Annotated in this window: 14 protein-coding genes; 4 read left to right on the top strand and 10 right to left on the bottom strand. The window is 71.8% G+C overall.

Annotation, left to right across the window (positions count from 1 at the left end; translation table 11 throughout):
* The first annotated feature begins 523 nt into the window (after positions 1–523).
* Complete coding sequence (locus ACY5KJ_RS10445) at positions 524–1,360, top strand: hypothetical protein (RefSeq protein ID WP_462187973.1); 837 nt, start codon at positions 524–526, stop codon at positions 1,358–1,360.
* 105 nt (positions 1,361–1,465) lie between these two features.
* On the opposite strand, the gene ACY5KJ_RS10440 is transcribed toward ACY5KJ_RS10445, so the two are convergent.
* Both ACY5KJ_RS10440 and ACY5KJ_RS10435 read right to left on the bottom strand, forming a co-directional pair.
* Positions 1,466–2,977: a phosphatase PAP2 family protein gene (locus ACY5KJ_RS10440; RefSeq protein WP_462187975.1), complete on the bottom strand. Its 1,512-nt coding sequence runs from the start codon at positions 2,975–2,977 to the stop codon at positions 1,466–1,468.
* Between the two features lie 231 nt (positions 2,978–3,208).
* On the bottom strand, positions 3,209–3,547 hold the full coding sequence (locus ACY5KJ_RS10435) for a DUF5999 family protein (RefSeq protein WP_462187972.1): 339 nt from the start codon (positions 3,545–3,547) through the stop codon (positions 3,209–3,211).
* A gap of 448 nt (positions 3,548–3,995) precedes the next feature.
* Here ACY5KJ_RS10435 and ACY5KJ_RS10430 point away from each other — a divergent pair, with 448 nt between their 5' ends.
* Entirely contained in the window at positions 3,996–5,405 is a 1,410-nt protein-coding gene (locus tag ACY5KJ_RS10430; protein WP_462187974.1) for a glycosyltransferase family 2 protein, read from the top strand.
* Between the two features lie 18 nt (positions 5,406–5,423).
* Entirely contained in the window at positions 5,424–7,109 is a 1,686-nt protein-coding gene (locus ACY5KJ_RS10425) for a hypothetical protein (RefSeq protein ID WP_462187971.1), read from the top strand.
* Here ACY5KJ_RS10425 and ACY5KJ_RS10420 read toward each other — a convergent pair.
* Positions 7,060–7,491: a CoA-binding protein gene (locus ACY5KJ_RS10420; RefSeq protein WP_462187970.1), complete on the bottom strand. Its 432-nt coding sequence runs from the start codon at positions 7,489–7,491 to the stop codon at positions 7,060–7,062. The two genes, ACY5KJ_RS10425 and ACY5KJ_RS10420, sit on opposite strands and share 50 nt — an antisense overlap.
* 191 nt (positions 7,492–7,682) lie before the next feature.
* Here ACY5KJ_RS10420 and ACY5KJ_RS10415 point away from each other — a divergent pair, with 191 nt between their 5' ends.
* Positions 7,683–8,000: a type II toxin-antitoxin system RelE family toxin gene (locus ACY5KJ_RS10415; RefSeq protein ID WP_462187969.1), complete on the top strand. Its 318-nt coding sequence runs from the start codon at positions 7,683–7,685 to the stop codon at positions 7,998–8,000.
* Between the two features lie 65 nt (positions 8,001–8,065).
* On the opposite strand, the gene ACY5KJ_RS10410 is transcribed toward ACY5KJ_RS10415, so the two are convergent.
* The 7 genes from ACY5KJ_RS10410 to thiS form a co-directional block, all read right to left on the bottom strand.
* Complete coding sequence (locus ACY5KJ_RS10410; protein WP_462187968.1) at positions 8,066–8,647, bottom strand: TerD family protein; 582 nt, start codon at positions 8,645–8,647, stop codon at positions 8,066–8,068.
* 33 nt (positions 8,648–8,680) lie between these two features.
* A complete protein-coding gene (locus ACY5KJ_RS10405) occupies positions 8,681–9,784 on the bottom strand; it encodes an MBL fold metallo-hydrolase (protein WP_462187967.1) in 1,104 nt (367 codons plus the stop codon).
* Between the two features lie 294 nt (positions 9,785–10,078).
* Positions 10,079–10,327 (bottom strand): hypothetical protein, encoded by a 249-nt coding sequence (locus tag ACY5KJ_RS10400; RefSeq protein ID WP_462203266.1) that lies wholly within the window; start codon positions 10,325–10,327, stop codon positions 10,079–10,081.
* A gap of 922 nt (positions 10,328–11,249) precedes the next feature.
* Entirely contained in the window at positions 11,250–11,714 is a 465-nt protein-coding gene (locus ACY5KJ_RS10395; protein WP_462187965.1) for a lycopene cyclase domain-containing protein, read from the bottom strand.
* Positions 11,711–12,091 carry a lycopene cyclase domain-containing protein gene (locus tag ACY5KJ_RS10390; RefSeq protein ID WP_462203265.1) on the bottom strand — a complete coding sequence of 127 codons (381 nt, stop codon included), beginning with the start codon at positions 12,089–12,091 and terminating at the stop codon, positions 11,711–11,713. Before ACY5KJ_RS10390 ends, ACY5KJ_RS10395 begins: the two co-directional genes overlap by 4 nt.
* 52 nt (positions 12,092–12,143) lie before the next feature.
* Positions 12,144–12,857: a thiamine phosphate synthase gene (locus tag ACY5KJ_RS10385; protein WP_462187963.1), complete on the bottom strand. Its 714-nt coding sequence runs from the start codon at positions 12,855–12,857 to the stop codon at positions 12,144–12,146.
* Complete coding sequence (gene thiS, locus ACY5KJ_RS10380) at positions 12,838–13,101, bottom strand: sulfur carrier protein ThiS (RefSeq protein WP_462187962.1); 264 nt, start codon at positions 13,099–13,101, stop codon at positions 12,838–12,840. The genes ACY5KJ_RS10385 and thiS overlap by 20 nt, the downstream gene beginning before the upstream one ends.
* Between the last annotated feature and the right edge of the window lie 65 nt (positions 13,102–13,166).

Below are 13,166 nucleotides of genomic sequence, written 5' to 3'. Positions count from 1 at the left end.
ACCCCGCACCACACAACGGATCATGCAATCCGAAAATCACCATCAGATCCACGGCCAGCCTCGGGACATACTTCCCAAACAGGCCCTAGTCTCTCGAGGGTGATGTCCAAAGGTTGGTCACGCGGCGTTACCAGCCGCGAAACCGCCGGCGGCGAAGCCTCCGGCACGTACTCCCGACCCCCGTCGGTGTCGGAGAGCAACGAAAACCCGCCTGCCGATCACCGCACGGCCACTTCGCGGTCCGGTACGGTCAGGCATCTGTCAGGTCGCTGTCAGTTCAATTGTCAGGTCAATCAGGAGCCGGCCGGCCAGCCGACGACCAGCCGACCGGCCGGCGCGCGGCTGCGGGTCGTGACGAGGCCCGCGCGGCGCATGCTGCGACGGTCGAGGAGGACGAGGTGAACGGTGTCGCGACGACCACCGCACCCGCGGCGGCATCACCTGTACCGCGGACGGGCGGGAGCGCGGTGAACCCACGGCGGTCCCAGCGCGGCGGCGCGAGCCGCGCGGGCGGGACGGCGGCATGATCCTGCGGGCCCGTCGCATCGAGCGGCTGGAGGAACATCCCAACCTCCGCGGCATTCTCGGCATCCTCGCCCAACTCGTCCACACCACCGACACGGAGCTCGTCTCGCTCGCCGGCGCCTGGCGTAACTCGGGGTACCTCGCCGCAGCCCGGGACAAGGCGCTCTCCCCCGACTCGCCATTGATCGTCGAGGTGCTGGCCGCCTTCGACGCGTTGAGCGCGATCTACGCCGACGACCTCACCGGCGCGGAGTACGTCACCGTCGAACCGACGATCGCCGCCACGGCTCTGCGCGCGATGCGCGACGCGGTCGCCGCCTCCTACGCCCGGCCCATCCTCGGCCGCGCGGAGTATGCGGCGCTGATGCGTCCGTGGCGTACGGTCTACCCCCGCGCGCGCGCACACGAACCCGACCTCGGCCCGGCCGCGGCGGACGTGAAGCAGGTTCTCGCGGCACTCCCGGTCCTCGCCGGGCGCTGCCACGATCCAGACAGCCTCGAGGTCTTCGACGACCTGCTGGTGTCCGCGCTCACCCGCGACGACTCCGCGCACCAGATGGCGATGGACGCCGCCTTCGCGAGCGCCGTGGTGACCGGGCGTCGCCGGGTGTGGACCCTGGTCCGGCGCAGCGCCGCCGAGGGCTTCTGGCGGTTGTGCCCGTACTGCCGCGGCCATCGGGGCACCGATTCGAGCGAGGACCGGCGGGTCATGGAGCTGTGCGCCGACCTGGCCTGCGCGCTGCTCGTCGAGGATCTCCTCGACGCCGACCAGTTCACCCGGCTGACCAGCCCGCTGCACACGCTCATCCCGTTGCAGCACCGCCGCGGTCGCTGACGCCGCCGCGGTCCGCCCGGCTGTCGGTCCGCCCGGCTGTCGGTCCGCCCGGCTGTCGGTCCACCCGGCTGTCGGTCCGCCCGGCTGTCGGTCCACCGGCCCGGCTCAGCCGGATGCGTCGGGCCGCCACGGCCGGTAGACGATCAGTCGGGCTCCGCCCGGAGTGATGACGATGCGTTCCACCCCCTCCGTGACCTCGCCGTCACAGGCGAACGGCAGCGGGCCGGGCTGACGGGATGAGATCGTGACCCGTTCGACCGTGTGTTGTTCGTACACCCGGCTGCGCCCGAGACGGCCGGTCAGCACCGCCCCCACCAGCCGGAGCCGGGCAAGCGGCGCCGCGGCGTCGACCACCCGCAGGTCCAGCAGCCCTTCGTCAAGGCGGGTGCGGTAGGTGGGGGCGAACCCGCCGGGCTGGTAGATCCCGTTGCCGACGAAGATCAGCCAGACCCGGCGGTACTCGGAGTCGATCTCGACCTCGAACGGCGCTTCGTGGCGCAGCACCCAGCTCAGCGCGATGAGCATCGCCGGCCACTTGCCGATGTGGCGCTCGAACCGTGCACGGATGGCGACCATGTCCGGGTAGCCGCCGAGACTCGCGGTGTTCACGAAGATACGGGAGAACCGACTGAACGTCGCGCTGATGCCCTCGGCCCGGCCGATGCCGACGGCGACCGCCGAACCCTCCCGTATCGCCTGCACCGAGTCACCCGCCTCGGCGAGTCCGACGTCCGCGGCGAAGTGGTTGAGCGTGCCCGCGGGGAAGACCGCCAGCGGCACGCCGTGCGCCAGCGCGGTCTGGGCGGCCGCGTTGATGGTGCCGTCGCCGCCGGCGACGCCCAGCACACGGGACCGCGCCGCCACGGACACCAGCGCGGTTCTTACGTCGCCGCCCGCGTCGACCTCGACGACCCGGGCCCTGGGCAGGTCGGCCCGCAGCACGGCGAGCAGGTCCGTGTGGTTACCCGGACCGGAACGGGCGTTCACCACCACCGTGAGGCCGTCGCCGTCGGGCAGGGCGGGCGCCCACGCCGACGCGGGGCTGGCCCGGGCAGGGGCCCACGGCCGACGCGGCATCACCTTCGTCGTCAGCAGGCCCGCCCCGATCCCCAGCAGCACGCCGGCGGCCACGTCCCCGGGATAGTGCACCCCGACGTACACCCGGGAGAACGCCACCGTGGCGGCGAGCGCGGCCACCGGCACTGCCGCGCCGGGCGCGTCCAACGCGACTCCGGTGGCGAAGGCGGCCGCCGACGCCGCGTGCCCGGAGGGGAACGAGAACGTCGTGAGATCCTCGCGAAGCCGCCGCAGCGGGGGAATCGTGTGAGTCGGTGGGCGGTCCCGGCGGAACACCACCTTCATCGGCCCGTTGGCGAGGACGCTCGCGACTCCCAGGGCGAGCAGGCCACGGGCGGCCGCCGGGCGACGGCGTCCCTTCGTCGCACCGAGCGTCCCGGCCACCCCCCACCAGAGCAGACCGTGATCGGCGGCATGAGACAGCCGCGGCAGCACCGGGTCGAGCAGCGGTCTGCCGCCGGCCAGCGCCGCGAACAGCGACCGGTCCGCCCTGGTGAAGGCGTGCAGGAACGTCCGGCCCAGCGCGATGTCACGGCGCATGAGGATCCGGGCGCGCCGACCGACCCGGCTCTCCGCGGGCCAGCGGAGAGCGGTCCCGGTTCCCGGCCTCGTTACCGGCCTTGACCCCACGCCGGCACCGTACCCGTAACGGGGACACCCAGATCAACTGGGATGAACCTCACATCCTCCCGAACCCCGCGGGAGGAGCGAGCAGAAGGAGCTCGCTGTCAGGCCGCGGCTGTCAGAGCGCGCCTGTTCAGAGCGCGCCTGTCAGACCGCGACCGGGGCCTGGCTCGCCCATCTCGGAGCCGGCGGCCATGCCACGCCCCCGGGCCGGGGCAGCGCCCGTCGTGGCTCGACGGTGCGACCTGTCGGCAGGATCTCGCCGGTGTCCTCGAACAGGATCACCCCGTTACACAGCAGGATCCAGCCCTGGTCCCAATGCTGGCTGGCCACCCGGGCGGCGTCACGATCCACACTGTCCGCCGTGGGGCAGGGCGGGGAGTGCGGGCAACCACGTCGCCGGGGTGCGGCTGCGCGTGAGGCGCCGGCGGGCAGGGGATCGGAGGACGGCTCGGGCGAGGATGGCTCCGGGTCGTCGGAGGGCACCGGGGACGCCGATGCCGGGTCTGAAACGCGAACAGCTTGCACGAGCACCAGACGTTACGCCTCTCCGTAAGAAGCGTCACACCGAGGCGCGGGTGAAGGGGCCGACATGTCTGCGACCCCGGCCCGCAAGTCAGCGTGGACAACGGCTGTGACCAGCGCGGATGCGAAACACGGCACATCGGGAACCAGCCGGGCGGACCACGGGGTGCCTACAGCGAGATGCCGGTAACAGGACCGGACCATCGGATCGGTAGGTTACGGGGCGGTGGCCGAGCGGTTCCGCCACCCTGACCGCAACAATGACGTGGGCCGGTTCCGCTGATGCGCCCACCTGCATGAACGGCGCCCGTTGCCCCCGGCGACCGGGCATCGACACGGCAGGGCCACGGACAGGCACCAGTGAACGGCCACGGACCCGGACATGCCCGGCCACAAGGGGGTACGGACGATGGACGGCGCCACGAGTGTCGGTACCGATACCTTCGGGGGCCTCCCCACCGGCCCGCGTGCCGGCGGAAAGCCGGTCGAGGTGTCGGTCGTCATGCCGTGTCTGAACGAGCAGGAGTCGGTCGGCATCTGCGTACACAAGGCCCTTGCGGGACTGGCCACCGCGGGTGCCGCGGGCGAGGTCGTCGTTGTCGACAACGGGTCCACGGACCGGTCGGCGGACGTCGCCGCCGCCGCGGGTGCCCGGGTCGTCCGCGAGACCCGGCGCGGCTACGGCAACGCCTACCTGGCCGGGTTCGCCGCCGCCCGAGGCCGGCTGATCGTGATGGGCGACGCCGACGACTCCTACGACTTCTCAGATCTGGGCGTCCTGCTCGCTCCGCTGCGCGCCGGGCGGGCCGACTACGTGCTCGGGTCGCGCTTCGCCGGGGAGATCCTGCCGGGAGCGATGCCCTGGCTGCACCGTTACGTCGGCAACCCCGCACTCACCGGCATCCTGAACCGGCTGTTCGACGTCCGTTCCTCCGACGCGCACTCGGGCATGCGGGCCTTCAGCCGAGAGGCGTACCTGCGTATGCAGCTGCGCTGCGAGGGGATGGAGCTCGCCTCCGAACTGGTGATCGCCGCGGGCCGCGCCGAGCTGCGGATCGAGGAGGTGCCGATCACCTACCATCCGCGGGTCGGGGCCTCCAAGCTGCACTCCCTGCGGGACGGTTGGCGGCACCTGCGGTTCATGCTGCTGCTGGCGCCGAGGCACCTGTTCGTGCTGCCCGGCCTGGTGCTGCTGGCGCTCGGGATCGCGGGCCAGGCGGCGCTGCTGCCCGGCTCGCTCAATCTCGGCTTCCACCGGCTGGACCTGCACTTCTCGATCCTGTTCGCGCTGCTGGCGCTGCTCGGCTGGCAACTGGTGCTGCTGGGGGTCTGCGCCGACGTCCACAACCACGCCCTCGGCTGGCAGGAGCGCCGCCGCTGGCCACTGCCGCTCATCCACCGCCTGTTCACCCTCGAACGCGGGCTTGCGCTCGGCGCGGGCCTGTTCATCGTCGGATTCGTCGTGGACGTGGTCGTCCTCGTCCGCTGGCTGGCCAACCATCTCGGGCCGCTCAACGAGATGCGCCCGGCACTGCTCGCGATGACACTGATGGTGCTGGGCGCGCAGACCGCCTTCGGATCCTTCTTCCTGCGGCTGCTGACCGCCGGGCCCAGCGGGGGGCATCAGCGGGCGTCGGCCCGCGGTACTCGTGCCGGCACGGGCCCTGACGCGGGCGCGGTTGCGAGTGCCGGCCCAGGCTCCACCCGGGTCGGGACAGACTCCACCCGGGCCGGGACGAGCGGCCCACGGGCCGACACGCCCGGTCTCGGCCCGTTCTTCGAGGCGCTGGAACACCCGGCCGAGGTCGTCAGGTTCTGAGAACGGCGGATATTCATCATGGCCGTCCTGGGCAGAATGGCTGCCCTGGGCAGACGCCGCTTTCCACCGCTGCCCGGCGACGCCGCGCCCGTCTCCCTACGCGATCCCGCTGTCCTCGGGGATGACCCCGCGGATGACCTCGCCGCCCCGGGCCGGGTGCCGTCCGGGGAGCACCCCGGCCCGCTCTATGGCCCGAACGCGCGGCGCCGTGCATCGGGTCCGGCCTCCGCCCAGCCGGCCCGACCCGCCCGGCCGGTCACGCGGCATCTACCCTTCGCGGTTCTCCTGGTCGCCGGGATGACGCTGCGGGTGGTCACCGGGCACGCCTACCGGCCGGCGTTCGAGTTCAACGGCGACTCCTATGCCTACCTGCGACTTTCCACCCTGCACGCGCCCGACCCGATGCGGCCGGCCGGCTACCCCGCCTTCCTGCGCCTGCTGTCGCACACCGGCGACCTGTGGTGGGTGACAGTGGTCCAGCACGTCGCGGGCCTGGCGCCCGGGGTGGGGATCTACGTCCTGCTGGTCCACCGCCGAGTGGCGGCCCCGGTAGCGGCCATCGCCGCCGCGCCGGTCCTGCTGGACGCCTACCAGCTTGTCCTCGAGCACTACGTGATGGCCGAGACACTGTTCGCGATCCTGCTGGTCGCCGCGATGATCGCCCTGACCTGGTCGGCACGACCGTCGGTGTGGGCGTGCGGGCTCGCCGGCCTGTTACTGGGCGGGGCGGGCCTGGTCCGCACCATCGGGGTCGCCATGGGTGTGCTCGCCGTGGGCTACCTGCTTCTTCGTCGCGTCGGATGGCTCCGGTCCGCCGCCTTCGCCGTGATGCTCGCCGTTCCACTCGTCGGCTACGCGGGCTGGTTCCACACCGCGCACGGGAAATACGCGCTCACCGGTGGGGACGCGGTGTGGATGTACGGCCGGGTGGCACCGATCGCCGAATGTGATCGCCTGCACCTGAGCACACGCCAGCTCGTCCTGTGCTCCCCGCATCCGGTGACGGGGCGGCCCGATCCCAGCTACTACGTCTGGAACGGCAACAGCCCGCGCTGGCGGCTCGACATGCCCGACGACAAGCGGGACGCGCTGCTGCGCGACTTCACCCGCCAGGTCATCCGGTATCAGTTCGGTGACTACGCCCGGATGGTCGGCGGGGAGATCGCGCACTACTTCGCCCCGGGCCGACCGGTCGGGCACCGCGACTGGCCGGACGCGACCTGGCGGTTCCCGACCGGTGACGAACCGCGCTACCTGCACAACAACGAGCCACTGCTCGGCTTCCACGGGGACGCGCCCACCCGCGTCATCCGCAAGCCGTCCGCCGGTTTCCTGCGGAGCTACCAGCGTCTCGTCTTCACGCCCGGTCCGGCCCTGGCCGCGATGATGATCGTCACCATCGCCGCGATCATAACCCCGGACCGGGACCGCCGTGCGTCGCCGGGGAACCACAGCACCCGGCGCCGGGGGGGTCTGCGGGACCGGGCCGCCGAAGATCGACGGCTGCGGGCGGACATGGCCCTCCTCGTGGCGGCCGGGGCCGCCACGCTCATCGTCCCGGCCGCGACGGTGTGCTTCGACTACCGCTACCTGCTCCCCGTCCTCGTGCTCTTCCCGCCTGCCGCCGCGCTCGCGACCCGCCGCTTCGTACTGCTCAGTCGAGCCCCAACCGGGGTGCCTCGATCGCCGGGCAGGTGTCCATGACGACGTCCAGCCCGGCCTCGCCCGCACGCGCCGCGGCAGCCTCGTCCCGCACACCGAGCTGGAGCCAGACACCCTTCGCGCCGATCTTCACTGCCTCGTCGACGACCGGGCCGGCGAACTCCGACCGGACAAACAGGTCGACGACGTCGACGGGGAACGGGATCTCGCTCAACGTCGCGTATCCTTGCTCCCCCGCGACCGTAGGTGCCGAGGGGTGCACAGGTACGACACGCTTGCCGTGCCGTCGCAGGTAGTCCGCAATGCTGTAGGCGGTCCGGCGGGTGTCGTTGGACAGCCCCACCACCGCCCAGACCTCGGTGTCGGTGAGCATGCGGCGAATGGTGTCGTCGTCTCCGAAGCGCATACCTGCATAACCGCCCATGCCACCCGGTTCATCCGGACCGCGGAAGGGCTTCTCGGCTCCCGGCAATGATGGCTACCGTTTCCCCGCATGGGGGCGAGAAGCGCGAGCCCCGGTGGAGGCGGGCGCATAGGATCTTCACGTGGAGAACGTGGAGCTTTCCCCGCTTCCGGCCGCCGGAGGACGGCTGGCCGGCGGGACGGGAGCCGGCGGTGAGTGACAAGCACGAGGTGACGCTGTCCGCCTCGGCCGAGCGGGACCTGTCGAAGCTGGCCGAGCTCACCCGCGGCGAGGTCCGCCGGTTCCTCGACGGTGCCCTGCGCGACGATCCGCGCAAGGCCGGCACTCCGATCCCCGGCGAGCAGGTCGGCATGCACGAGGCCAGCGGGCGGACCTGGCGGATCCTCTACCGGATCGACGCCAACACCTGTTCTGTGCGCGTCATGGTCGTCGCGCCGCGAGGAGCCCGCTCCCGGGTCGTGCCGACGATCGGCAACGCCCGCCCCGCCACCGGATGGCGCCGCGTCTGAACCTGTGGGAGCGGAGGCGGTCAGCGGTCACGAGACTCGTACGGTCACGAGACTCGTACGGTCAGTCAGGTAACGTTGACGCCGAAGTCCAGGGCGATCCCGCGCAACCCGGAGGCGTATCCCTGGCCGACGGCGCGGAACTTCCACTCCCCACCGTAGCGGTACAGCTCGCCGAAGATCATCGCCGTCTCCGTGGAGGCATCCTCGGTGAGGTCATAACGGGCCACCTCCGCGCCGTTCGTCGCGTCCGTCACCCGGATGAACGCGTTACGGATCTGGCCGAAGGCCTGCCGACGCGAGTCGGCATCGTAGATGGACACGGTGAACACGACCTTCGCCGCCTGCGGGGTCAGCGTCCGCAGGTCGACGTTGATCTGCTCGTCGTCACCGCCGCCGCCACCGACCAGGTTGTCACCCAGGTGCTTCACCGCACCGTCCGGACTCACCAGATTGTTGAAGAACACGAAATAGCCGTCGGAAAGGACCCGGCCGGCGTCATTCACAATGATCGCGCTGGCGTCGAGGTCGTAGGCGGCACCGGTGGTCTGCCGCACCTGCCCCCCCAGGCCCACCGTCACCGCAGTGAGGTTGGGGACGACCTTGCTCAGCGAGACATTGCCGCCCTTGGACAGCGACACGGAGGTCATATCCTCACCCTAATACCAATTGACCGGCGGGCCCTACGGCTCGATCAGGCGCCACCGGTCTGGTGTTCCCGGCTCGGAACGCGCCGCGCCGGTTGCCTCCAGCGTCGCGAGATACGACGTCGTGTCCATCACGGCGTTCTGCAGCGCCACCCCCCGCAGGTTCCGGAACGGCCGATGCCAGGTCACGTACCCGGCGACGTCCCAGACCCGCGAGGCACCCGCGCGCAGTCCCTCGACGACCTCGGACAGCCGGCCGGCGTGATGCGCGTCGAGCTCCGCGAGCCGGCGCTCCAGCCCGGTGAACCGGTGCTCGTGCGCCGGCAGCACCTCCTCGGCCGGCAGGCCCCGCAGCCGGGCCAGCGAGCGCAGGTAGTCGCCCAGCGGATCAGGAGCAGCCTCCTCCGGCGCGGGTACCCCGACCGCCGTCGAGGGCAGGACGTGGTCCCCGGAGAACAGCAGCCGGTTGGTCGGCTCCCAGAAGCAGAGGTGTCCCGGCGAATGGCCCGGTGTCCACAGTGCGGTGAGATCCCAGCCCGGGATGTCCGGCCGGTCGCCGTCCTCGATGAGGATGTCGGGTCGCGGCAGGCCCCGGGCCGGCTGCTGGTAGCCCGCCAGCAGGCGCTCGGTCATCTCGGCGGGCGCCCCAGCCCGGGTCATCAGCTCGGAGATCCGGTCAGCGTAACCATGTTCGAAGTGCCGGAGCATCGCCTCGTCCAGGGGATGCAACGAGACCCACGCCCCGGATGCCTCCCGGATCCGGGGCGCCAGGCCGTAGTGGTCCAGGTGCGCATGGGTCACCACGACGCCCTGCACGTCGGCCACCGACATCCTGATCATCGCCAGTCCGGCCTGCAACGCGTCGAACGCCTCGTCGAAGTCCCAGCCGGCGTCCATCAGGAACGGGCCCGTGGAAGTCTCGAAGACGTACACGAACACGTGCGCCGGTTTGGCCCAGGGCAGCGGGACGGGGATACTCCACAATCCCGGACGCACCTGCTCGACCGGCGGCAGGGGTCGACGCCACCGCGCGGCACCGTCCCGGCCGGCCCGCTCCACGGCCGGCTTCACGGCCGGCTGCGGCCCGGTCTGACGCGGCACACCGACATCCCCGAGAGCAGCGTCCACGACCTCACCCACCCGTTTTCTCCGGCGCCCGGCGGCGCGTGCATCGCGTACCGCGGCGCCCCGGGCCTGCAACACCCGTCTCTGGGCCTGCGCCACCCGTCTTTGGATGCCACCCGTCTTTGGATGATGCCGCGCCCCTGATCGTTCCCCATCCGCGACGAATGGTCGTCGCGGTGATACCTTCACCACCCGACGAAACCTTGGCGCGTCCTGGCCAATCTGTCGTGCTATACCGTGCCGTCCGGTACCCCCCGAACCGGGCGGCACCATACTTTCCCACCGCCACCGCTGCCACCACCGCGCCGATCAGGAGGGGCAGGGCAGAACGGTGAGGGATCCCGGTGCCCGGGAACGCCGCCCGTCGAGATCGGTCACCGTAGCCGTGTAGGTGATCGCCCCGGCCACACGGGCCGGGCCCACCGGGCCGGACCACGTCGACCGGTTACCCGTCGCCCGGTCAAGGACCAGCGACACACTCGCCCTGCCTCCGTCGGGGAGGCTCACCACGAGCTCCACGGCGAAGATGCCGGTCGCGTCGACGACGGACACCGTCACCGTGGACACCGCTGCCGGGGACACCGCTGCCGGGGACGCGGTCGCCGGGGAGGGTCGACCTGGCGGCCGGCGCGCAGCCGGACGGGTACAGCGTCGTCGGCGCCGCAACCATCGATACCACCTGTAGCGAGCCGTCGACCCTGGCGGTGACCCGCACGTCGCCCCCGCCGCCCCCCTCGCGGGGCCTGATCGGAACGGTCACGTCGATCGGTCCGGACGGTGCCGCCGCCCGGTCAAGAGCGATCACCAGGGGGACGACGGCCCCCGGATCGATCCGCGACCGGCCGGGCATCACGATGAGCCAGGACGGGCTGGCGCCGATCACGACGTCGACCGGCGCCGTGCCCTCGCCACGCAGGTCAAGCCGCCAGACGGAGTCGACGTCACCCAGGTCGGCCCTGGTCGAGCTCAGGCCGAGGGCCGGGCCGGAGGGCCGCGGAGCGACCGGGACGGCCGGTGACCCAGGCGGCGGTCCGGTTCGCGGTCTCGCGGCGGTCGGGGCGACCCGCGGCGGAACCGACCCGAGGCCGGCACTCGGGGAGGCCACGGGCGCGGTGGGAAGGGCTGGACCGGCACCCGGCCGAGCAGTGACCGGGGCTGCCGCCGTCACGTCCGCCGGCCCGTCCTCGTCACCGGGCACGGGTGCCGGCGGTGCGACCGGCGCACCCGGCCTGCCTCCGGAGAAACCCGCACGATGGTCGCCGGCCATCCGCCCACGCACAACCACCAGACCCGCAACGATGACGACCAACGCAACCACTACAGCAATGATGCGTCCCCACCGGATCGGCAGGATCCGACCTGAACGCCCCCAGGGAGAACGGTGACGTCCCGGCGATCCCGGGCCCCCGCACCATCATGCGTCATCATGACGAGATTAAGCCGACGGATTCTCGCTAGGGGACCAATTCGCTCGTTTCCGTCACGAAGTACGCTGAGATCTCTCTCGACCCTCGGGCCGAGGCGGGATGCCCCGATTCTCCCCGTTACCCCCGTTGTCGCCGTTACTCCCGTTGTCGCCGTTACCCCCGTTGTCGCCGGCCTCCCGGCTCTCCCCGATCCGCCGGCTGCGGAGCCGGCCGGGCGGCCCGCCCCGCAGCCGGCGCCCCCACCAGACCCACCATGCCAACGTCTGGGTCACCAGCGCGAAGCCGAACAGCAGATCCTCGACCGGAGCGTGTGCGATCCGCGGGCCGAGGATCCGGCGGGGGTCGTAGACGACGACGCCGAACCCGGTGAGGATCCCGTTGGAGATCAACTGGAACAATGCGATGATCGCGTAGGAAGTCCAGAAAACCCGCCGGGTCAGCAGCCGGGTCCGCAGGACCCACAGGTCCATCGCGATCGCCAGCGCGACCCCGACGACCGCTAGGGCTGTGTAGCTCACGGCCGATCACCATCGGGAGTCCCACCGGAACGCGTCGCGCTCGGATGGGCGGGCTCGTCGCCGACGTCCCAGCCCCGCACCGCGCGCACGGCCTCCAGCGTCAGGATCGCGCACATCGGCACCACGACGAAGAACAGCAGCTCCTCCAGGGGAAGGCTCCCCGGAAGCAGGACCCCGGTGATGCGGCGCCGGTCGAAGCTCCAGTGCCCCGCGGAGACGGCGAACAGGTCCCAGGCAACGAAGATCACGATGACGGGGGCGAGGGTCAGCAGCAGCCGAACCGGCCGGGCGTACACCCGGGTGCCCAGAAACACCTCGAGCGGCGCCGTTCCGAGCAGGCATCCTGCCAGGACCGCGAGATAGCTCAGATGGCGCATCGGTGGCTGGGGCGGAGGCTCGGACGGCGCATCGACAACTCTCAGACGGCTCTCAGACAGCGCGCAGACGCCGAGCGAGGGCAACGGCGCTCGCGGCCGGATCCTCGGCCCCGGTGAGGCCCCGCACGACCACCACGCGGCGCGCTCCCGTCGCGAGGATCTCATCCAGGGTATCCGGACCGACGCCGCCGGTGACGAACCACGGCTTCACGCCCGGGACGAACGGAGGAGCGTGCCGCGCGGCCAGCCGGGGCAGGCCCAGGCCGACCGGCGGCCGGCCCTCCTTGGTGGGCGTGGCGTGCACCGGCCCCACGCACACGTAGTCGACGTCGGGGTCGGCGAGCGCCGCGAGGAACTGGTCGAGATCGTGCGTCGACTGTCCGATCAGCACGTCCGGGCCCATCAGGCGCCGGGCGAACCGCGGCGGGATATCGCCCTGACCGGCGTGCAGGATGTCGACCCCGGCGAAGGCGGCGAGGTCGGCACGGTCATTCGCGCTGACCAGCACTCCCCTGGCGCCAGCGGCGGCCTGCACCCGCCGCAGCCCGCCGAGCTCCTCGTCCCATTCGAGCCCCTTCTCCCGGAGCTGGATCAGATCGACCCCGGGGGCCTCGGGCGTGCCGACCACGGCGCTCAGGAAGGCGTCGAACTCGGCCCGACGCGGCGTGCACAGGTACAGGCGGGCGTCGGCCAGCCGCCGCAACCGGTCCGCCCGGGCCGGCCCACCGGCGCGCGGCGACGATCCCTCAACCTCCGGCGACAGCACGCACGATCTCCAGGATGTCGCCGTCGGCGAGCCGGACGGCGGGCATCTCGGACGGCGTCAGCGCCACGCCATTGTGCTCGACCACCACCGAACCGGACGGCAGGCCCAGCTCGGCGAGCAGGTCGGGCAGCGGCTGGCCACTCGGGATGCCCCGCGGCGCACCATTGACGACGACCCGCGCCCGGGCGAGCGGCTCCAGGTGCGCACGCGGGTGCGAGTGCGAGTGCAGCGGACGATCGACCATTTTTCGACCCTACGGGAGCAGCGCCCGCCGTGCGGGCGGTGGGTACGGCCGGGACCGGGCCGGGG

This window comes from Frankia sp. CcWB3 (assembly GCF_977927595.1).
This window is presented reverse-complemented; position numbering and strand designations above follow the sequence as displayed.

Coding starts and splice junctions, on each gene's coding strand:
- ACY5KJ_RS10445 (WP_462187973.1), top strand. CDS start 524: ATGATCCTGCGGGCCCGTCGCATCGAGCGGCTGGAGGAACATCCCAAC.
- ACY5KJ_RS10440 (WP_462187975.1), bottom strand. CDS start 2,977: ATGCGCCGTGACATCGCGCTGGGCCGGACGTTCCTGCACGCCTTCACC.
- ACY5KJ_RS10430 (WP_462187974.1), top strand. CDS start 3,996: ATGGACGGCGCCACGAGTGTCGGTACCGATACCTTCGGGGGCCTCCCC.
- ACY5KJ_RS10425 (WP_462187971.1), top strand. CDS start 5,424: ATGGCCGTCCTGGGCAGAATGGCTGCCCTGGGCAGACGCCGCTTTCCA.
- ACY5KJ_RS10420 (WP_462187970.1), bottom strand. CDS start 7,491: ATGGGCGGTTATGCAGGTATGCGCTTCGGAGACGACGACACCATTCGC.
- ACY5KJ_RS10410 (WP_462187968.1), bottom strand. CDS start 8,647: ATGACCTCCGTGTCGCTGTCCAAGGGCGGCAATGTCTCGCTGAGCAAG.
- ACY5KJ_RS10390 (WP_462203265.1), bottom strand. CDS start 12,091: ATGCGCCATCTGAGCTATCTCGCGGTCCTGGCAGGATGCCTGCTCGGA.
- thiS (WP_462187962.1), bottom strand. CDS start 13,101: ATGGTCGATCGTCCGCTGCACTCGCACTCGCACCCGCGTGCGCACCTG.